Origin of the sequence: Duganella radicis, from assembly GCF_009720825.1 — a bacterium.
In the GTDB taxonomy this organism is placed as follows: domain Bacteria; phylum Pseudomonadota; class Gammaproteobacteria; order Burkholderiales; family Burkholderiaceae_D; genus Rugamonas; species Rugamonas radicis.
Genome location: NZ_WNKY01000005.1, coordinates 36,933 through 57,789, shown reverse-complemented (window position 1 = coordinate 57,789; position 20,857 = coordinate 36,933). Strand labels below are relative to the sequence as shown.

The 20,857-nt window shown below is 65.8% G+C and carries 16 protein-coding genes; 9 read left to right on the top strand and 7 right to left on the bottom strand.

The annotated features are described in order from the left end of the window. Positions 1-17 precede the first annotated feature (17 nt). The 3 genes from GM676_RS07460 to GM676_RS07450 all read right to left on the bottom strand — a co-directional run bounded on the left by GM676_RS07460 (position 18) and on the right by GM676_RS07450 (position 1,819). Complete coding sequence (locus GM676_RS07460) at positions 18-518, bottom strand: hypothetical protein (protein ID WP_155462849.1); 501 nt, start codon at positions 516-518, stop codon at positions 18-20. A 6-nt stretch (positions 519-524) separates the two neighbouring features. Continuing rightward, on the bottom strand, positions 525-1,265 hold the full coding sequence (locus GM676_RS07455; RefSeq protein ID WP_155462847.1) for a P-loop NTPase family protein: 741 nt from the start codon (positions 1,263-1,265) through the stop codon (positions 525-527). A gap of 65 nt (positions 1,266-1,330) precedes the next feature. Further along, a complete protein-coding gene (locus tag GM676_RS07450) occupies positions 1,331-1,819 on the bottom strand; it encodes a CinA family protein (RefSeq protein WP_155462845.1) in 489 nt (162 codons plus the stop codon). Positions 1,820-2,002: 183 nt separating this feature from the next. On the opposite strand from GM676_RS07450, the gene GM676_RS07445 reads away from it, so the two are divergent. Continuing rightward, positions 2,003-4,618, top strand: coding sequence for an EAL domain-containing protein (locus tag GM676_RS07445; protein ID WP_155462843.1), 2,616 nt, complete (start codon positions 2,003-2,005; stop codon positions 4,616-4,618). On the opposite strand, the gene thiL is transcribed toward GM676_RS07445, so the two are convergent. Together thiL and GM676_RS07435 are read right to left on the bottom strand one after the other, a co-directional pair. Beyond that, on the bottom strand, positions 4,603-5,583 hold the full coding sequence (gene thiL, locus GM676_RS07440; protein WP_155462841.1) for a thiamine-phosphate kinase: 981 nt from the start codon (positions 5,581-5,583) through the stop codon (positions 4,603-4,605). The two genes, GM676_RS07445 and thiL, sit on opposite strands and share 16 nt — an antisense overlap. A gap of 3 nt (positions 5,584-5,586) precedes the next feature. Continuing rightward, entirely contained in the window at positions 5,587-5,985 is a 399-nt protein-coding gene (locus GM676_RS07435; RefSeq protein ID WP_155462839.1) for a hypothetical protein, read from the bottom strand. Positions 5,986-6,296: 311 nt separating this feature from the next. On the opposite strand from GM676_RS07435, the gene GM676_RS07430 reads away from it, so the two are divergent. The 8 genes from GM676_RS07430 to GM676_RS07395 all read left to right on the top strand — a co-directional run bounded on the left by GM676_RS07430 (position 6,297) and on the right by GM676_RS07395 (position 16,432). Further along, a complete protein-coding gene (locus GM676_RS07430) occupies positions 6,297-8,618 on the top strand; it encodes an NADP-dependent malic enzyme (RefSeq protein WP_155462837.1) in 2,322 nt (773 codons plus the stop codon). A gap of 166 nt (positions 8,619-8,784) precedes the next feature. Beyond that, complete coding sequence (gmd, locus tag GM676_RS07425) at positions 8,785-9,828, top strand: GDP-mannose 4,6-dehydratase (RefSeq protein WP_155462835.1); 1,044 nt, start codon at positions 8,785-8,787, stop codon at positions 9,826-9,828. Positions 9,829-9,837: 9 nt separating this feature from the next. Continuing rightward, complete coding sequence (locus GM676_RS07420) at positions 9,838-10,743, top strand: GDP-mannose 4,6-dehydratase (RefSeq protein ID WP_155462833.1); 906 nt, start codon at positions 9,838-9,840, stop codon at positions 10,741-10,743. Continuing rightward, positions 10,740-11,906 (top strand): glycosyltransferase family 4 protein, encoded by a 1,167-nt coding sequence (locus GM676_RS07415; protein ID WP_371866145.1) that lies wholly within the window; start codon positions 10,740-10,742, stop codon positions 11,904-11,906. The genes GM676_RS07420 and GM676_RS07415 overlap by 4 nt, the downstream gene beginning before the upstream one ends. A 5-nt stretch (positions 11,907-11,911) precedes the next feature. Continuing rightward, positions 11,912-13,027 (top strand): glycosyltransferase family 4 protein, encoded by a 1,116-nt coding sequence (locus tag GM676_RS07410; RefSeq protein WP_155462829.1) that lies wholly within the window; start codon positions 11,912-11,914, stop codon positions 13,025-13,027. A 34-nt stretch (positions 13,028-13,061) separates the two neighbouring features. Then, positions 13,062-13,760 carry a winged helix-turn-helix domain-containing protein gene (locus tag GM676_RS07405; RefSeq protein WP_371866144.1) on the top strand — a complete coding sequence of 233 codons (699 nt, stop codon included), beginning with the start codon at positions 13,062-13,064 and terminating at the stop codon, positions 13,758-13,760. Between the two features lies 1 nt (position 13,761). Further along, the gene (locus GM676_RS07400; RefSeq protein ID WP_229262575.1) at positions 13,762-15,135 is read left to right on the top strand and encodes a HAMP domain-containing sensor histidine kinase; all 1,374 of its coding nucleotides are present in this window, start codon (positions 13,762-13,764) and stop codon (positions 15,133-15,135) included. Positions 15,136-15,214: 79 nt separating this feature from the next. Then, positions 15,215-16,432: an aminotransferase class I/II-fold pyridoxal phosphate-dependent enzyme gene (locus GM676_RS07395; RefSeq protein WP_155462827.1), complete on the top strand. Its 1,218-nt coding sequence runs from the start codon at positions 15,215-15,217 to the stop codon at positions 16,430-16,432. Here GM676_RS07395 and GM676_RS07390 read toward each other — a convergent pair whose 3' ends face one another. Together GM676_RS07390 and GM676_RS07385 are read right to left on the bottom strand one after the other, a co-directional pair. After that, positions 16,433-17,431, bottom strand: coding sequence for a response regulator (locus GM676_RS07390; protein WP_155462825.1), 999 nt, complete (start codon positions 17,429-17,431; stop codon positions 16,433-16,435). It abuts the gene before it with no gap. After that, a complete protein-coding gene (locus GM676_RS07385) occupies positions 17,428-20,853 on the bottom strand; it encodes an MHYT domain-containing protein (RefSeq protein WP_155462823.1) in 3,426 nt (1,141 codons plus the stop codon). Before GM676_RS07385 ends, GM676_RS07390 begins: the two co-directional genes overlap by 4 nt. Positions 20,854-20,857: the final 4 nt, after the last annotated feature.

Genomic DNA, 20,857 nt, shown 5'->3' with positions numbered 1-20,857 from the left:
GAGGACCTGACCCCGGATTATTTTTGCAGGTCGGCGGGCAGTTGGGCGCGCAACTTGGGATCGAGTTGTTGCAGGGCGCGTTCGATGCGCTCGGCTTTTTGCAGCGCCTGGGCTTGCTCGGCGCTGAGGCCGGATTGGTGGAAGGCGGCCTGGCCGCCCAGCACGATCAGCGCGGTCGCGATGGCGATGCACGCCGCCGCGCCCAGCAGCCGCAGCTCGCGCGGCGTGACCGGCGCCGATTGGGTGGCGATCGGGCGCACCGGGCCGGCGGCGGGCGTCGGCACGTAGCCGGGCGGGTGGCCCTGGCTGTGGCCTTCGTGCACCGGCGGCAGGCCGCCGGCCAGCCGCGCCTGCTGCGCCAGCTCCAGCGAGGCGGCGTCGATCAAGGCGACGTGGCGCTGCACCGCTTCCTCCAGCACCGCTTCGTTCAGGGCCACCAGCGCGAACACCGGGTCGTCGACGTCGATCTTGACGCCGGTCTTTTCAAATACCAGCGCGCGCAGCTTTTGCTGATCCATGGCCGCTTACCACCGCACGTTGTCGAGTTGCTCGAACAGGTCGCGGAACACGACCTTGATGCGCTGCTTTTCCATCACGTTGAATTTGTCGCTCTCGCGCACCTCGGCCGCCGTCAGGCGCGCGGTGTTCATTTTCTTGATGTCGGCGCCAAAGGTGTCGGCGTTGCGCGCCGACAGCACCACCCGCCCGATCACGCGCGCGGCATGGTCGGCATAGGTCTGCGATTCGATGAATTGCTTGCCGGCCGCCGATTGCAGCAGCCCGAAGTGTTCGTTCTCCCACAGCACCAGCGGCACGTTGGTGGCCTTGGCGGTGGAGACGAAGCCCATGGCGGTGTCGTGCAGCGTGTCGCCGCCGCCGACGATGGTGTGGATGTAGACCTTGCGGCCGGAATCCTGCAACAGCGCGAAGCAATCGTTCTCGATCAGGTAGCCCATCAGCGGCGAGAAGGTGTTGGCGCCGTTGTCGATCACGCAGTTGCCGTCTTCCTCCAGGATGTCGATCATCAGCGCGTCGAAACGCTTGTTGTCGATGGTGCGGCTGTCGGTCATCACCGGCACATGCTTGACGTTCATCGCCTTGTAGCGCGAGAAGGTCGCATTCTCCTGGTCGGTGTCGTAGCAGCGCAGCGGCTGCTGGCCTTCGGCCACGTCCTTGCTGGCGATCCATTGCGCAAGGATGGTCGAGACCAGCGTCTTGCCGATGCCGCCTTTACCCTGGAGAATAAAATGTACCGTGTTTTGCATCAACCACTCCCGAAACGCATGTGAATGCGTCGAGAGTAATTGTTTTGCCGCACGAAGGCAACCGCCTAGTTAATGAAGCGTAGCAGCCCTTGCAGGGCGTGGATCACGGTCTGCTCGCGCACCGCGCGGCGGTCGCCGGCAAACACCAGGCGCTCGGTGTGGACGGTGTCGGCATTGGCCCAGCCGAAGCACACCGTGCCCACCGGCTTGCCCGGCACCGCGCCGGTCGGACCGGCGATGCCGGTGGTCGAGACCGCGACGTGCGCGTTGCTGGAGCCCAGCGCGCCAGTCGCCATGGCGCCCGCCACTTCCTCCGACACGCTGCCCATCTGCGCGATCAGCGCGGCCGACACGTCCAGCATCTCGGTCTTGGAGGCGTTCGAGTAGGTGATGAAGCCGCAATCGAACCAGCCGGTCGAACCGGCGATTTCCGTGATGGCCTGGGCCACCCCGCCGCCGGTGCAGGATTCGGCGGTGGCCAGTAGCAGCCCTTTGTCTTGTAACGCTTTGCCGACTTGCGCGGCGAGATCGAGGATGGTGTCGCTGTTGCTCATGGCTGCTCCTTCTCTGAGTCGTGCTATAGGGCGTGATGTCACTGTACCATGCACTTCGCAATCGATGCCAGTGGCGCACTGAAATTTGTTATAGTGGCAACCTGTTGCAAAAATACCCATTCGTGCGCCACCATTTGTCGGGACTGTTAATCTACTGTCGAGCACGTTGCCACCGGAGGCGCCATGATCGGTCAGAATGACATTTCGCATGCCCGCATCCTGATCGTCGACGATCAGCCGGTGAACGTGGAATTGCTGGAGTACCTGCTCAACTCCACCGGCTACAAGGCGGTCAGCTCCACCACCGATCCGCGCGTGGTGGCCGGCTGGCACGCCGAACACCGCTACGATCTCATCATCCTCGACCTGCAAATGCCGGGCATGAGCGGCTTCGAGGTGATGGAGGCGCTCAAGCCGCTGGAGCCGGATGGCTGGCTGCCGGTGCTGGTGGTCACGGCCCAGCCCGACCACAAGATGCGCGCCTTCGAGACCGGCGCGCGCGACTTCATCAGCAAGCCCTTCGATCCCGTCGAGACCCTGATGCGCATCCGTAACATGCTGGAGATGCGCCTGCTGCACGCGCGCGAGCGCAGCTACAACGCCCGGCTCGAACAGACCGTGCGCGAGCGCACCGCCGAATTGCAGCGCTTCCGCAGCGCCATGGACGCCACCGCCGACGCCATCTTCCTGCTCGATACCGCCAGCGCCGAACTGGTCGACGTCAACGACGGCGCCTGCCGCATGCTGGCCTATCCGCGCGCCGAGATGCTGGGGCCGAACGCCAGCCGCATCGGCCTCGGCGCGCCGGACGCCTTGCGCAAGCAGGCCGAGCGGCTGGCCGATTACGCCGCCGCCGTCGGCCCGGCGCGCTCGCCCGAGCTGGCCGAGGTGGAGCTGATGCGGCGCGACCTGATCGCCGTGCCGGTCGAGCTGTACTGGCAGCTGTTGCAGCGGCCCGGCCAGCCGTCGGTGCTGCTGGGCGTGGCGCGCGACATCAGCGAGCGCCGCCAGGCCGAGGAGCTGCTGCAGCGCATGGCCCACTACGACAGCCTGACCGGCCTGCCCAACCGCACGCTGTTCTTCAAGACCCTGGGCGACACCATCGCGCTGGCGCAGGACAAGGCCTGGCGCATCGCCGTGCTGTTCATCGGCCTGGACCGCTTCAAGGGCATCAACGACTCGCTCGGCACCGGGCGCGGCGACGATTTGCTGCGCCAGTTCAGCAACCGCCTGGTGCAGTGCGTGCGCATCCGCGACACCGCCGGCCGCCTCGGCGGCGACGAGTTCGCGCTGATCCTCACCATGGGCCGCGACCAGCAGGACGCCGTCAACGCCGCCAACGAAGTGCGCGAGGCGCTGCGCCAGCCGTTCGAGCTGGACGGCCAGCAGGCCGCGCTCAGCGCCAGCATCGGCATCGCCATGTATCCGGACGACGCCACCGATCCGGAAACCCTGGTCAAGTATGCCGACGCCGCCATGTCGCGCGCCAAGCAGGCCGGGCGCGATGGCTACCGTTTCTTCACCGCCGGCATGAATGTGCAAGTGCTGGCGCGGCTGGACATGGAGCTGGCGCTGCGGCGCGCCTTCGACAACCGCGAACTGCTGCTGCACTACCAGCCCAAGGTCAATCTGCACACCGGCGCCATCGCCGGCGTCGAGTCGCTGCTGCGCTGGCAGCGGCCGGGCTTCGGGCTGGTGTATCCGGCCGAGTTCGTGCCGGTGCTGGAGGACACCGGCCTGGTGGTGCGCGTCGGCAACTGGATCATCGATACCGCCTGCCGGCAGATCGCCGCCTGGCTGGCCGACGGCACCGGGCCAGTGCGGGTGGCGGTCAACGTTGCCAGCCGCCAGTTCGTCGAGGGCGATCTGGAGCAGGTGGTGCGCGAGGCGCTGGCGCGCCACCAGGCGCCGGCCGAGCTGCTGGAACTGGAGCTGACCGAGACCGCGCTGATGTCCAATGCCGAGCGCACCATCACCGTGCTGAAAAACCTGAAGGCCATCGGCGTCAAGGCGGCGATTGACGACTTCGGCACCGGCTATTCCTCGCTGGCCTACTTGCAGCGCTTCCCGATCGACAAGCTGAAGATCGACATCGCCTTCGTGCGCGAGATCACCACCAACCCCAACGACGCGGCCATCGCGCTGGCCATCATCAACATGGCGCACAGCCTCAAGCTGCAAGTGATCGCGGAAGGGGTGGAGACGCGGGCGCAGCTTGAATATTTAAGGCGCAGCCGCTGCGACGAGATCCAGGGCTATTTCTTCAGCCCGCCCCTGCCGCCGGAGGAGCTGGGCCGCATGGTGCAGGCTGGCCACAGTGTGCCGCCCGCGCCCGACACGCGCGGCGAACCGGCCCGGACGCTGTTGATCGTCGATGACGATGTGAATGTGCTGGCCTCGCTGCACCGCCTGTTCCGGCGCGACGGCTACCAGATCCTGACCGCCGCCACGCCCACCGAGGCGTTTGAACTGCTGGCCATGCACGCGGTGCAGGTGGTGATGTGCGACCAGCGCATGCCGGTGATGAGCGGCACCGAGTTCCTCAGCAAGGTCAAGGAAATGTATCCGGAGACCATACGCATCATCCTGTCCGGCTACACCGGGCTGGAGGCGGTGCTCGACTCCATCAACCGCGGCGCCATCTACCGCTTCTACACCAAGCCGTGGGACGACACCCAGCTGCGCGACAACATCCGCCTGGCCTTCCATCACTACTGGCTGATGCAAGGCAGCGGCAGGCGCGCCGGCGAGCCGGGCGAGGATGTGACGGCGCTCCCCGCGCTTCAGGACGTGAAGTGATCGAAGCCGGCCAGCTGGAGCTCGAGCGGCGCGCCGCCGGCGTCCACCAGCCGCAGGCCCGCCTGCGCCTCGATGCGGCCGACCCGCGTGACCGGCGTGGCCACGCTGCCCGCTAGCGCGAGGACGGCCTCGCGCGCCGAGGCCGGCGCGGTGAAGCACAGTTCGTAATCGTCGCCGCCGGCGGCGCTGTAGGCGCGCCGCAGGGCGGTGTCGCGCGTGGCCAGGATGTCGCCGGCCGGCAACGCATCGACGTCCAGCGTGGCGCCCACGTGCGACAGCTTCAGAATGTGGCCGAGGTCGCCGATCAGGCCATCCGAAATATCGATGGCCGCATGGGCGATGCCTTGCCCGGCCAGCAGCATGCCCAGCTCCACGCGCGGCACCGGCGTGTGCAGGCGCGCGGCGGCGCTGCGCTGGCTGGCCGCGTCCAGCGGCTGCGCCAACTCGCCGCGCAGATCGGCCAGCGCCAGGCGGGCGTCGCCCAGCGTGCCGGAAATCCAGATATCGTCGCCGGCCAGGGCGGCGCCGCGGCGCAGGGCGCGGCCCGGCGCCACTTCGCCAAACACGGTGATGCAGATGTTGAGCGGGCCCCTGGTGGTGTCGCCGCCGATCAGTTCGATATTGAAGGCGTCGGCCAGCGCGAACAGGCCCTGCGAAAAGCCTTGCAGCCAGTCGCGCTCGGCGGCGGGCAGGGCCAGCGCCAGCGTGAAGCCGACCGGGCGCGCGCCCATGGCCGCCAGGTCGGACAGGTTGACCGCCAGCGACTTGTGGCCCAGCTTCAGGGCATCGGCGCCGGCAAAGAAATGGCGGCCTTCCACCAGCATGTCGGAGGAAATGGCGGTCTGCATGCCGGGCGTGGGCGCCAGCAGGGCGCAATCGTCGCCGATGCCGAGCGCCACCGGGGGGGCGGCGGCATGCCGGGGACGCTGGAAGTATTCCTTGATGAGGTCAAATTCGGAGAGCATGCGCTATTGTAGCCGCTTGACCAGTTGCTCCACGCCCAGCGCGGGCAGGCTTTCATCGGACAGGAACAGCCAGTCATGGTTGGCCAGCCGCACCGCCACCCCGTTGACGTGGAAGCGGCTCAGCAGATTGGGCGTGAAGAACAGCTGCGGCCCGGCTTCGTACGAGGCCCCGGCCAGCACGATGTACAGCTTGCTGGCGCCGGCCTCGATGGTGGCCGCGTCCAGCGTCAGCTGGTCCAGCTTGCCCTGGCCGGTGTGGATCAGTCCGCCGAGCGAACGGCTGTAGACAAACGCCAGTTGCCGGGCATTTTCCTGCCAGCGCAGCAATTGTTGCCAGGCGGCGCCCTGCGGCGAGGCACCGGCCGGTTCGGGAAGGCGTTTGGACACAATCAAGGCGGACATGGAATTCTCCTGATGAACGGTTGATGGCTTCAGCTTAGTCGAATTACGGACAGGCACGCTTCGCATGGTGAAATATTTGCAATATCAATCAAATTTCATCGATTGATAGCCAAACATAATGATTCGTGAAAATTGATTATGTTGAGCCTATCCATGGTTTATTGTGGCAAAAATTCGGCTAACGTCCGCGATGTTCAGGAAAAATGGCCCAAACCGCCATGCCACTTGGTGAAAATACCTACTTAAATGAAAGAATTGGTCTGATAAAATCATAGGCCTTCGATCGCACAAATATGGGAAGGCAGTAAAGCATGGATTCGTCACCTGAGAAAAAAGAAGCAATTCGTCAACAACTGCGCGCTTCGGCGCTGGAATACCACGAGTTTCCGACACCAGGCAAGATCAGCGTTACGCCCACCAAGCAACTGACCAACCAGCGCGACCTGGCGCTGGCCTACTCCCCGGGTGTCGCGGCGCCCTGCGAAGAAATCGTCATCGACCCGGCCAACGCCTATAAATACACCGCCCGCGGCAACCTGGTGGCGGTGATCACCAACGGCACCGCCGTGCTGGGCCTGGGCAACATCGGCCCGCTGGCCGCCAAGCCGGTGATGGAAGGCAAGGGCGTGCTGTTCAAGAAGTTCGCCGGCATCGATGTGTTCGACATCGAAATCAATGAATCGGACCCGGACAAGCTGGTGGAAGTGATCGCCGCGCTGGAACCGACCTTCGGCGGCATCAACCTGGAAGACATCAAGGCGCCGGAATGCTTCACCATCGAGCGCAAGCTGCGCGAGCGCATGAAGATTCCGGTGTTCCACGACGACCAGCACGGCACCGCCATCATCGTTGGCGCGGCCATCCTGAACGGCATCTCGCTGGTCGGCAAGGACATCAAGAAGTGCAAGCTGGTGGTGTCCGGCGCCGGCGCCGCCGCGCTGGCCTGCCTGGACCTGATCGTCGACCTCGGCTTCCCGCTGGAAAACATCTACGTGACCGACCTGGCCGGCGTGGTCTACAAGGGCCGCACCGAGCTGATGGACCCGGACAAGGAACGCTTCGCCCGCGAAACCTCGGCCCGCACCCTGGCCGAAGTGATTCCGGACGCCGACATCTTCCTCGGCGTCTCGGCCGGCGGCGTGCTGAAGCAGGACATGGTCAAGGCCATGGCGCCGAATCCGCTGATCCTGGCGCTGGCCAACCCGAATCCGGAAATCCTGCCGGAAGACGTGCGCGCCGTGCGCGGCGACGCCGTCATCTGCACCGGCCGTTCGGACTATCCGAACCAGGTCAACAACGTGCTGTGCTTCCCGTACATCTTCCGCGGCGCGCTGGACTGCGGCGCCACCACCATCACGCGCGAGATGGAAATCGCCGTGGTGCACGCGATCGCCGAACTGGCGCACGCCGAGCAGTCGGACATCGTCGCCACCACCTACGGCTTCACCAACCTGTCGTTCGGCCCGGAATACCTGATCCCGATGCCGTTCGATCCGCGCCTGCTGACCAAGATCGCTCCGGCCGTGGCCAAGGCGGCCGAGGATTCCGGCGTCGCCACCCGTCCGATCAAGGACTTGCAAGCCTACGAGGAAAGCCTGCAACAGTTCGTCTACCGCTCGGGCACCTTCATGAAGCCGCTGTTCGCGGTGGCCAAGAAAGCGCCGCTGGACGTCAAGCGCATCGTCTACGCCGAAGGCGAGGAAGAGCGCGTGCTGCGCGCGGTGCAAGTGGTGTGCGATGAAAAACTGGCGCGTCCTATCCTGGTGGGCCGTCCGGCCGTGCTGGAGTCGCGCATCACCAAATTCGGCCTGCGCCTGAAGCAGGGCGTGGACTTCGACGTCATCAACCCGGATCACGACGAGCGCTACCGCGACTACTGGCAGGATTACTACGAGCTGACCGCCCGCAAGGGCGTGACGCAGGAGTACGCCAAGCTGGAAATGCGCCGCCGCCACACCCTGATCGGCGCCATGATGATCAAGAAGGGCGACGCCGACGGCATGATCTGCGGCACCTTCGGCACCACCCAGCTGCACCTGCACTACATCGACCAGGTGCTGGGCCGCCGCGAGGGCGCCTGCGTGTACGCCGCCATGAACGTGCTGGTGCTGCCGCAGCGCCAGCTGGTGATGGTGGACACCCACGTCAACGAGAATCCGGATGCCAACGAACTGGCCGCCATCACCGTCATGGCGGCGGATGAAATGCGCCGCTTCGGCCTGTCGCCGCGCGCCGCGCTGCTGTCGCACTCCAACTTCGGCTCGAACAACAACGCCTCGGCGCAGAAAATGCGCGCGGCGCTGGAACTGGTCAAGCAGCGCGATCCGTCGCTGGAAGTGGATGGCGAGATGCACGGCGACACCGCGCTGGACTCCAAGCTGCGCAACCAGATCATGCCGGGCTCGACCCTGACCGGCGACGCCAACCTGCTGGTGATGCCGAACATCGAGTCGGCCAACATCGCCTACAACCTGGTGAAGACGGCGGCCGGCAACGGCATCGCGGTCGGTCCTATCCTGCTGGGCTGCGCCAAGCCGGTGCACATCCTGACGCCGTCGGCCACCGTGCGCCGCATCGTCAACATGACCGCCCTGTGCGTGGTGGACGCCGTCGCCCAGCGCAACAAGGCTTAAACTGGTTTTATCAGGCCGGTTGCCGCCCACGGGCGGTGACCGGCTTTTTTATTTCCCCTGTAACAAGATGTAAGTGATGTAAAACGCGGATTTTCGTTAGAAATGCGCAGGTAGCGGTCTGTTACAATGTCGGGCTACTAAGATTACCCATGATTTGGATTGCACCATGCAGAAAACAAAAAAAGCTCTGGTTACGGGCATCACCGGTCAAGACGGTGCCTATCTGGCGGAATTGCTGCTGGAAAAAGGTTATGAAGTCACCGGCACTTATCGCCGCACCAGCTCGGTCAATTTCTGGCGTATCGAGGAACTGGGCATCCAGTCCCACCCGAACCTCAAGCTGGTCGAGTACGACCTGACCGATCTCAGCTCCAGCATCCGTCTGATGCAAACCGTGCAGCCGGACGAGGTGTACAACCTGGCGGCGCAGAGCTTTGTCGGCGTGTCGTTCGAGCAGCCGGTCACCACGGCCGAAATCACCGGCGTCGGCCCGGTCAATCTGCTGGAAGCCATCCGCATCGTCAATCCGAAGATCCGCTTCTACCAAGCGTCGACCTCGGAAATGTTCGGCAAGGTGCAAGCCGTGCCGCAAAAGGAAGACACCCCGTTCTACCCGCGCAGCCCGTATGGCGTGGCCAAGCTGTACGCCCACTGGATGACCGTGAACTACCGCGAGTCCTACGGCATCTTCGGCTCCTCCGGCATCCTGTTCAACCACGAGTCGCCGCTGCGCGGCCGCGAGTTCGTCACCCGCAAGATCACCGATTCGGTCGCCAAGATCCACCTCGGCAAGCTGGACGTGCTGGAACTGGGCAACCTGGACGCCAAGCGCGACTGGGGCTTTGCCAAGGAATACGTGGAAGGCATGTGGCGCATCCTGCAAGCCGACCATCCGGACACCTACGTGCTGGCCACCAACCGCACCGAGACCGTGCGCGACTTCGTCTCGATGGCGTTCAAGGCGGTCGACGTGGCGCTGGAGTGGAGCGGCTCGGCCGACCATGAAATCGGCACCTGCAAGAAAACCGGCAAGGTGCTGGTGCGCGTCAATCCGAAGTTCTACCGTCCTGCGGAAGTGGAACTGCTGATCGGCGATCCGGCCAAAGCCACGAAGGAACTGGGCTGGAAGCCGTCGACCACGCTGGAAGAGCTGTGCCAGATGATGGTGGAGGCTGACCTGCGCCGCAACAAAGCCGGCTTCTCTTTCTAAGGAGTCCTCATGGCCGCTGAAGGTTTGGGCAAACGCGCCCTGATTACCGGTTTGTCCGGCTTCACCGGCCGCTATGTCGAGCAGGCGCTGGCCGCCGCCGGCTATGAAGTGTATGGCACCGTCACGCCGGGCCAGGCGCCGGGCGAGCGCCAGTTCGCCGTCGACCTGCTGGACCGCGCCGGCCTGGCCGAGGTGGTGCGGCAGGTGCAGCCGGACGTGGTGGCCCACCTGGCGGCCATCGCTTTCGTGGCGCACGGTGACGTCGAACAAATCTACCGCGTCAACGTGGTCGGCACCCGCAATCTGCTGGAGGCGCTGGCCGGCCTGGCGCGCAAGCCGTCGGCCGTGTTGCTGGCGTCCAGCGCCAATATCTACGGCAATACCGACGTCGGCGTGATCCATGAAGAAGTGCCGGCCGCGCCGGCCAATGATTACGCCGTCAGCAAGCTGTCGATGGAATACATGGCGCGCCTGTGGCAGGACAAGCTGCCGTTGATGATCGTTCGTCCCTTCAACTACACCGGCGTCGGTCAGCACGAAAACTTCCTGCTGCCGAAAATCGTTTCGCACTTCCGCCGCAAAGCCGCCGACATCGAACTGGGCAACCTGCACGTGTGGCGCGATTTCTCCGACGTGCGCATGGTCGCGGCCAGCTATCGCAAGCTGCTGGCCGCGCCGGCGGCCATCGGCGGCACCTTCAACATTTGTTCGGGCAGCGCGTATTCACTGGGCGAGGCGCTGGACATGATGGCCGACATCGCCGGCTACAAGATCAATGTGCACGTCAATCCGGCCTTCGTGCGCGCCAATGAAGTGGTACGGCTGGTGGGCGACAACCGCCGCCTGGTGGCCGCCAGCGGCCCGCTGGACACGGTGCCGCTGGCCGACACGCTGCGCTGGATGTATTCGGCGTGAACACGCAAGCCACCTTGCGCACCGGCCTGTCCGTGACCACGGCCGAACCGGTGCTGACCGGCGGCCGCCTCGATGGCCTGGGCGTTTACAGCCGCGCCTTGCTGGCGCATCTGCCGCGGGCTGGCGTGGAAGTGTTGCCGCTGTCGTTCGCGCCGCACGGCGACGCCCGCAAACTGCAACTGGGCCGCGCGCTGCCGTTGTCCTTTCCGCTGGCGACGCTGGGCGACTTGATCCTGCCATCGTCGGTGCACCTGAGCACCCAGGCGGCCCTGGGCAAGGACGCCAAGCCGCTGGACATCTTCCACGCCACCGATTATCGCATCGTGCGCATGGACTGCCCGGTGGTGGCCACGTTGCACGACGCGCTGCCGATTTCGCATCCCGAGTGGACCCGCCCCAAAATGCGCAAGCTGAAGAACTGGTTGCAGGCCAAGGCGGCGCGCAAGGCGCAGCATGTGATCACCGGCTCGCATTATTCGATCCGCGAACTGGTCGAGTACTTCGGCGTCGATGAAAACAGGATCAGCGTGGTCCACCACGGTGTGGCCGCGCACTGGTTCGACCCGCCTTCGGCCGATGAGCGCGACGTCACGCTCGGCCTGCACGGTGTGCGCGAAGGCTACTTCCTGTTCGTCGGCACGCTCCAGCCGCGCAAGAACGTCGAGCGCCTGCTGGAAGCTTATCTGGCCTTGCCGCCGGTGCTGCGCTCCGCGCGCCAGCTGGTGATTGTCGGACAGCCGGGCTGGCGCAGCGAGGAACTGGTCAGCCGCATCAAGGCCGCGCAGCAGCGCGGCGAGAACGTGGTGTGGCTGGACCAGCTGACCGACGACCGTCACCTGCGCCATCTGTACGCTGGCGCCGGCGCCTTCATCTTCCCATCGCTGCACGAAGGTTTCGGCCTGCCGCTGGTGGAAGCCTTTGCCGCCGGCGTGCCGGTGGCCTGTTCCAACACCACCTCGCTGCCTGAAGTGGCCAACGGCGCGGCGGTCGAATTCGATCCGTTGTCGGTGGGTGACATCACCGCGGCCATGACCACGCTGGCGCGCGACGACGCGGCGCGCGCGCGCTGCATCGCCGCCGGCAAGCGCCGCGCGCTGGAGCTGACCTGGGATGAAGCGGCACGCCGTACCGTCGCCGTTTATCACCAAGTACTGTCTCATTAAATACCATGCGCGTCCTCCATTTCTACAAGACCTATTATCCCGACACCTGGGGCGGCATCGAGCAAGTGATACGTCAGCTGTGCGTCGGCACCGGACGCCTGGGCGTGACCAACGAGGTACTGACCCTGAGCCGCGGCGGCCCGTCCGAGATTGAAATCGACGGCCACATCGTGCATCGCGTGCCGCTCGACTTTGAAGTGGCGTCGACCGGTTTCTCGTTTGCCGCCATTCGCAAGCTGGCGCGCCTGGCGCGCAACGCGGACGTGATCCACTACCATTTCCCGTGGCCCTTCATGGATCTGGCCCACTTCATGGCGCGCATCGACAAGCCGAGCGTGGTGACCTACCACTCGGACATCGTGCGCCAGAAGAACCTGTTGCGCGTGTACGGCCCGCTCAAGCGCCGCTTCCTGCGCAGCGTCGATACGGTGGTGGCGACCTCGCCCAACTACATGGCCTCGTCGCCGGTGCTCAAGCGCTTTGCGCACAAGACCCGCACCATCACCTATGGGCTGGACAAGTCGATCTATCCGGTGGCGTCCGAGGCATTGAAGGCCAGATGGCGCGCCCAGTGCGGCGAGCGTTTCTTCCTGTTCGTCGGCGTGCTGCGCTACTACAAGGGCCTGCACATCCTGCTGGACGCGATGGCGAATGTGGATTACCCGGTGGTGATCGTCGGCGCCGGCCCGATCGAGCAGGAACTGAAACGGCATGCGCAACGCCTCGGCCTGACCCACGTGCAGTTCATCGGCGCGGTGGCGGAGGAAGACAAGGCGGCGCTGCTGGAACTGAGCTACGCCATGGTGTTCCCGTCGCACCTGCGCTCGGAAGCCTTTGGCATCTCGCTGCTGGAGGGCGCCATGTACGGCAAGCCGATGATCTCCAGCGAAATCGGCACCGGCACCACCTACATCAACATCGACAACGATACCGGCCTGGTGGTGCCGCCGGACGATCCGGCCGCGCTGGGCGCGGCCATGCGCACGCTGTGGGAGAACCCGGAGCTGGCGGCGCAAATGGGCCGCCGCGCCGAGGCGCGCTACTGGGAGCTGTTCACCGCCGAGAAGATGGCGCAGAACTACCATGCGCTCTACCGCGAGCTGGCGGGCCGGCCAAGGTAGAATATCCCCTTACCATTGAATCCCGGAGAATCGCGTGCGCTGCCTGGTTATTGAAGACGAAGCCGAAACCTCCAACTACATCTGCAAGGGTTTGCGCGAGGCCGGCTACATCGTGACCGCCGCCGCCACCGGCCCGGACGGACTCGATTTCGCCACCAGCGAGGAGTGGGACATCATCATCCTCGACCGCATGCTGCCGGGCCGCATCGACGGCCTGTCCATCGTCGACAAGCTGCGCGCGCTGGGCAAGCAGACGCCGGTCATCATCGTCAGCGCCATGACCACCATCGACGCCCGCGTCAGCGGCTTGCGCGGCGGCGCCGACGACTATCTCTCCAAACCGTTCGCGTTCTCGGAATTGCTGGCGCGCGTGGAGGCGCTGCTGCGCCGCAGCGCCCCCGGTGCCGACAGCACCCAGCTGCAAGTGGCCGACCTGCGGCTGGACCTGCGCACGCTGCGCGTCACGCGCGGCAACAAGGTCATCACGCTGCAACCGCGCGAATACCGCCTGCTCGAATACCTGATGCGCAACGAGAACCAGGTGGTGACCCGCACCATGCTGCTGGAATCGGTGTGGGACTACCACTTCGATCCGCAGACCAATGTGATCGACGTGCAGATCTCGCGCCTGCGCGCCAAGGTCGACAAGGACTTCCCGGTGATGCTGATCCACACCCTGCGCGGCGTCGGCTACCGCATGGGCGTGACGCCGCCGGACGAGTCGGAGCTGTAGTTTGCCCGGGATTCCTACCTTGCTGCGCACCTCGATCGCCGCCAAGCTGGTGCTGGGCTACGGCCTGCTGGGCATCGCTTCGATCGCGGCGGTATCGCTGGTGTTCTACAGCGGCACCATCGGCGTGATCGACCAGAATATCGACGGCAAGATCACGGCGCAGACCGAGCGCCTGCTGGACAACGTGGCCGAAGGCGGCCGCACCTCGCTCAAGGCCGAAGTACAGCGCCTGCTGAGCGACGGCGTCGACAGCGACCGCGAAATCTTCCAGATCCTCGACGCCGACGGCACGCCGCTGGCCGGCAATCTCGGTTCCTGGCCCAGCGTGGCCGATGCGCCGGACATGGTGACCTCCGAAGTGCTGCGCAAGGGCCGCCGCGCGCCGGCGCGCCTGTACCTGCGGCCTTTGGTGCAAGGCGGCACGCTGATCGTCGGCCGTGACCTGAGCGAGGAGGAGGCGGTGCGCGAAGTGATCTGGCGCGCGCTGGCGGCCGGCGCCTGCGTGTCGCTGATGCTGACCGTGGCCGGCGCGCTGTTGTTCCGCCGCACCATCGAGGCGCGCCTGGGCGAGATCCGCCGCACCGCCGCGCAGATCGAGGCGGGCGACCTGAGTCCGCGCATTCCGGTCACCGGCAATGACGAATTCGCGCTGCTCAACCGCGACATCAACCGCATGCTGGACCGCATCGAACTGCTGATGGAAGGCATACGCCATGTCTCCAACGCCATCGCCCACGACCTGCGTACGCCGCTGAGCCGCATTCGCGGCAGGCTGGACGACGCGCTGCGCCACGAGATGACGGTGCCGCGCCTGTCCACCGCCGCGCACGACGCCATCGACGATATCGACGACCTGATACGCCTGTTCGAACGCCTGCTGCAAATCGCCGAAGCCGAATCGGGCATGCGCGGCCGCCTGTTCGAACGGCTGGACCTGGGCCGCGTGGTGGCCGACATCGGCGAGATGTACGAAGCCATCGCCGAAGACAGCGACATCAAGCTGACCGTGGATGCGCCGGATTCGCTGTACGTGGACGGCGACCGCAACCTGCTGGCCAGCGCCGTCGCCAGCCTGCTGGACAACGCCATCAAGTACGCCGGCCCCGGCTCCACCATCCGCGTGCGCGCCGGCCTGCATCACGGCGACGCCTCGATCTCGGTGCACGACAATGGTCCCGGCATTCCGGATGGAGAGCGCGACAAGGTCACGCAGCGCTTTTATCGCCTAGACAAAAGCCGCCACATGCCGGGCAATGGACTGGGGCTGTCCATCGTCAGCGCCACCGCCACCTCGCACGGCGGCCGGCTGGTGCTGGAGGACGGGGCGCCGGGGCTGGTGGCGCGCATCGTGCTGCCGCTGGCGCCAACTGGCTAACCAATTCGTAATGTGACCGCAAGCTTGTGGTAAGCCGGGCGGCCCTATGATGGCCCGATCGAAATTGGCTTCCCACATCATGCACGATTTAAGCGACATCGCCAGCTGGCTCCAGCATCATCCCATCTACCACGACTCGTCGGTGCACAGCACGCTGCCCGACCCCACCTTCGTCACCGACGGTGAGACGGTGGTGTCGTTCAGTACCAATAACTATCTGGCGTTGGCCAACCATCCGCGGCTGGTGGCGGCGGCCAAGCAGGGGCTGGACCGTTACGGCGTGGGCAATTGCGAATCGCGCCTGCTGGGCGGCGACCTGGAGGTATACCGTGAACTGGAACGCCGCCTCGGCGCCTTGAAGCACAAGGGCGACGCGGTGCTGTTCGTCACCGGCTACATGGCCAACATCGGCGTGCTGTCGTCCATCGTCAAGGCGGCCACGCTGGCGCGCCTGCATGGCTTCCGCTCGCGCAAGCGCCACAAGTACGCCTACTACTCGGACGAGTTCAATCACATCTCGATCCGCGAGGGCATACAGATGTCCGGCGCGCTGCGCTACAACTACCGCCACTGCGACATGAACCATCTGGAGTCGCTGCTGCAAGCCGGCGCCGCCGACGGCACCACGCCCATCATCGTCAGCGACGGCGTGTTCAGCATGGAGGGCACCATCGCGCCGCTGCCGCAGCTGGTGGCGCTGGCCGAGCGTTTTGGCGCGCTGCTGTACATCGACGATGCGCACGCCACCGGCATCCTGGGCGCCAACGGCGGCGGCACCTCGGAGCACTTCAACTGCTACAGCACCAACATCATGCAGATGGGGACCCTGAGCAAGGCGCTCGGTTCCATCGGCGGCTTTGTCGCGGTGGAGAAGGAAGTGGCGGACGTGATCCGTCTGACCAGTTCCGCCTATGGCTTCACCTGCCCGCCGCCACCGGATCAGGCGGCGGCGCTGCTGGCCGCGCTGGACATCCTGGAAGAGGAACCGCAGCGTCGCCAGCGCCTGTGGGACAACCAGCGCTACTTCATCGAGCGCATGCGGCCGCTGGGCTACACCATCATCTCGACCGCCACGCCGATCCTGCCGGTGCTGATCGGCGATGCCGAGACTTGTCAGCGCTATGCGACGGAGCTGCGCGCCGAGGGCGTGCACGTGGATTCCATCCAGTTCCCGGCCGCGCCGGTGGGGCAGGCGCGCCTGCGCTTCATGATGAACGCCGCGCACACCAGGGAGCAGATCGATCACGCGGTGAGCGTGATGGCGCGCCTTGCGGGGCGCGGTGAACGCCTGAACTAACTATCGCTCTGCCCAGCGCTCCTTGACCTCAAGCAGCGCGGGCATCTGTTTGAAGAAGAGGTCCACCAGCCGGCCCTCGAAATGCCGGTCGCGCTGCGACTCCATGTGCGCGACGGCTTTCTCCAGCGGCCACGCCGCCTTGTAGGGGCGGGCGGAGGTCAGCGCGTCGAACACGTCGGCGATCGCCACGATGCGGCCGACCAGCGGAATCTCTTCGCCCTTCAGGCCCTTGGGATAGCCGCTGCCATCCCATTTTTCGTGGTGGCTGACGGCGACGTCGTAGGCCATGGCCATCATGCCGCTGGGGTGCTTGCCGATGATGTCGCCGCCGATGGCGGGATGCGACTGCATGATCTTCCATTCATCCTCGTCCAGCGCGCCCGGCTTGCGCAGGATGTTGTCGGGGATGCCGATCTTGCCGACATCGTGCATCGGCGCGGCGTGCAGCAGGTCGTCCGCCTCGGCCTCGGTCATGCCCAGCGCCAGCCCGAGGATGCGCGCGTAATGGCTCATGCGGATCACGTGCAGGCCGGTTTCATTGTCCTTGTATTCGGCGGCCAGCCCGAGGCGCTGGACGATCTCCAGGCGCGTCTTCTTCAACTCGTCCACGCCCACCAGCGACAGGTGGGTGCGCACCCGCGCCCGCACGATGGGCGGGCTGACCGGCTTGGTGATGTAGTCCACCGCGCCGGCCTCGAAACCGATCACTTCGTCGTCGGTGTCGCTCAGGGCGGTGACGAAGATGACCGGGATGCCGGCGGTGTTGGGATCCGCTTTCAGCAGCTTGCAGGTTTCGTAGCCGGTCATCCCCGGCATCATCACGTCCAGCAGGATCAGTTGCGGATGTTCGGTGCGCGCCAGTTCCAGCGCGCGCGGGCCGTCCTTGGCGAACAGCAGGCGATATTGGTCTTGCAGGATGTGGCGCAGCAGTTGCAGATTGCTGGCTTCGTCGTCGACGACGAGGATCTGCGGCTGGTGCGGTTGATGCGTGGTTCTCATGGGTACTCCGTGGTCAGGCTTGCCAACAAAGCCTCAAGTGCGGCTTGCGCCTGCGGGAAATCGAAATCGTTCAATGCGTCCTGCACGGCGCTCAGTTGCTGCGCCAGGGCGGGCGGGGCGCCGGTGAGGGCATTGGTCAGCGCGGTCAGGGCGGCGTCGTTCAGGGCGCCGCGCTGGAGGGATGGTAACAGTGCTGCGGATTTCTGGCGCGCGGCTGCCGGGTCGAAGGCGGCCGGCGGTGGCGGCGATTCCAGCCCCGATTCAAGCCGAGAGGCCGAGCCGCGTGGCGGCGCCAGCGCATGGATGGCGCTCAATGCCGCGTCCAGCTGCGTCGCCAGGGTGCGCTGCGCCTGTGCCAGCTCCACTTGCAGCGGCACCGACAACTCGCCAACGGCATCGCCGTCGCGTTGCGGCGATCCGCACAGCTTTTCCAGCTGCGCCAGCGTGGCGCTCAATTGTTCCAGGCCGACGTTGGCGGCCACGCCGCGCACCTTGTGGCACCAGGCTTGCGCCTTGTCCAGCCGGCCCTCGCTGCCGCTGGCCAGCAGCTGCACCAGCGTGGCCGCCGCCGTGCTGTAGTCGGCCACGAAGCGTTGCAGCGCCTGATGATACGCCGTCTCGCTGTCGCCCCAGCGCTGCAAGCCCGCCTTGTGATTCAACACCCTATGACGCGGCGCCTCCGATGGCGGCGGTGCGGACGGCAGCGGCGCCAGTTTCAGCACCTTCGCGATTTCGTGCGACAGCGCATGCCAGTCGACCGGCTTGGAGGCAAAACCATCCATGCCCGCCGCCGCACTGGCCTCGCGGTGCGCCGTCAGCACGCTGGCCGTCATCGCGATGATGGGCAGGGCCGGGGCGCCGTCCGCAGCCGCGCGTTCGCGCTCGCGGATGGCGCGGGTGGCGGCCAGGCCATCCATCACCGGCATTTGCATGTCCATCAGCAGCACGTCGTAGCGGCGTTCGGCCGTCATCCGCACCGCCTGCGCGCCATCCTGCGCGCGGTCCAGGGTGTGACCGCGCTTGGCCACCAGCAGCGACAGCAGCTCCAGGTTCTGCGGCACGTCGTCCGCCGCCAGGATGCGCAGCGGCGGCAGCGGATAGTCGCTGCGTTCACTGCTCTGTGCTTCGCCATTGCGCGTCGCCGTCAGCGGCAGCAGCACATGGAAGGTGCTGCCTTCGCCCGGCGTGCTCTCGACCCAGATCTTGCCGCCCATCAGGGCCACCAGCTGGCGGCTGATGGTGGTGCCCAGACCGGTGCCGCCGAAGCGGCGCGTCATCGAGGCGTCGGCCTGCGTGAACGGATCGAAGATGGCGCTGATGCGTTCCGGTGCGATGCCGATGCCGGTGTCCTGCACGGCGATATGCAACTGGCCCTGCTGCTCGCAGGCGCGCAGCGCCACCTTGCCGGCCGAGGTGAATTTGATGGCGTTGTCCAGCAGGTTGCCGAGCACCTGGCGCATGCGCAGCTCGTCGCCATGCAGCCATGCCGGCAGCGCGGGGTCGTACACGATGTCGATGTTCAGGCCCTTGCTGCGCGCATTGCTGCCGAAGGTGGAGGCCAGTTCGTCGATCAGGCCAAGCAGGCTGTAATCGTCCAGCTCCAGCTCCATCGCGCCCTTGTCCAGCTTGGCGGTGTCGAGGATCTCATTCAGCAGGCGTAGCAGCGAGCGGCCTTCCTTGCGCACAGTGTCGAGGTGGCGGCGCTGGTCGGCATCGAGGTTGGTGTCGAGCAGTACGTCGGTGAAACCAAGGATGGCGTTCATCGGCGTGCGGATCTCGTGGCTCATGTTGGCGACAAAGCTGGCGCGCGCGGCCGCAGCCTGCTCGGCGGTTTCCTTGGCGGCGCGCAGTTGCTGCTCCATCTCGCGCCGTTCGCTGATGTCGAGGATCACGCCATCGATCCAGCGGATGCCGGGATGGGTTTCATCCTGGGTCACCGCGCCGTGCTCCCACATGAAACGGCGCGAACCGTCCGCGTGCAGCAGGCAGTACTCGACCTGGTAGGTGGCCAGATGGTCGATGCTGCGCGAGATCGCGGCCGCCACGCGCGCGCGGTCTTCCTCGCAGATCAGGGAACCCAGCGTGCGCACCCGGCCGGCGCCGACGAAATCGCTGGCCGGGTAGCCGGCCAGGCGCCAGATGTTATCGCTGATGAACAGCGGCGGCGCATCGAAGGCCATGCTGCTGCGGAAGGCGATGCCGGGGATATTCCCGATCAGCGAGCGGAATTGCTGCTCGCTGTCGCGCAGCGCCTGCATGATGGCGCGGCGCTCGGTGATGTCGGTAATGAACAGCACAAACAGGTCGCGCTGACCCAGCCGGGCGTGGCCCAGCGCGCGGCGGATCGGCACCTGGCTGCCGTCCTTGCGCACCGCCACCACCTCGCTGCCCCTGCCGGTGACGTTGACATCGCCGGTGCGCAGGTAATTCAGCAGGCCGTCGTGTTCCGAACGTTCCGGATCGGCCATCAGGACGCGGATATTGCGGCCAACGATCTCATCGCGCGTCCAGCCGAAAATGCGCTCGGCCGAGGCGTTGAATTCGTGGATCACGCCGGCACGGTCCACCGTGATCACGCCGTCCACGGTGGTGGTCAGCAGGGCGCGCATCCACGCTTCGCTCTCGGCCAGCTGGCGATACATTTCGCGGTAGCGCAGCATGCCGTTGGCGGCCATCACGAACACGGTGAAGGCGACGGTGATCAGGGTGATGGCCAGCGCCAGGAAGGTGGAGCTATGCTGCGGCGAGGCGTCCACCGGCAACACGCCGACGAAGCGCGCGGCGGCCATGCCGGTGTAGTGCATGCCGGCGATGGCGCAGCCCATGACGGTGGCGCTGGCTCCGCCCAGCACAGCGCGCGGCAGCTTGAGCGTGCGCAGGCCAAAGCGTATCCACAACGCCAGCGTGGCCAGCACCACCGCCACCACGATGGACAGGCCGAACATGAAGGGATCGTAGCGCAGGTCCAGCGCCGTCTGCATGGCCGCCATGCCGGTGTAGTGCATGGCGCCGATGCCCGCGCCCACCAGCACGCCGCCGACGATCAGCGAGCCGGCGGTCAAGCGCTGGCGGCTGATGAGGATCAGCGCGACGTAGGACGCGGCCAGGCTGGGGATGCCGGACAACAGCGTCAGGCCATGGTCGTAATCGACGTCGGTGCACAGGTTGAAGGCCAGCATGCCGATGAAGTGCATAGCCCACACGCCGCTGCCCAGCGCCAGGCTGCCGGTGGCTAGCATGATGGCACGCAGTCCGCGCGTGCCGGCCAGGCGTGCCTGTGCCGCGACTTGCAATCCCATCCACGATGAGAATATGGCAATCAGTATCGAGAGTATCACCAGCCACGGCGCGTAAGTGCCATAGTGGAGCAGGGCGGGATTGTCCGGCGGGGAGAAGATTTCCATCATGATGAGGGAAACCATATCA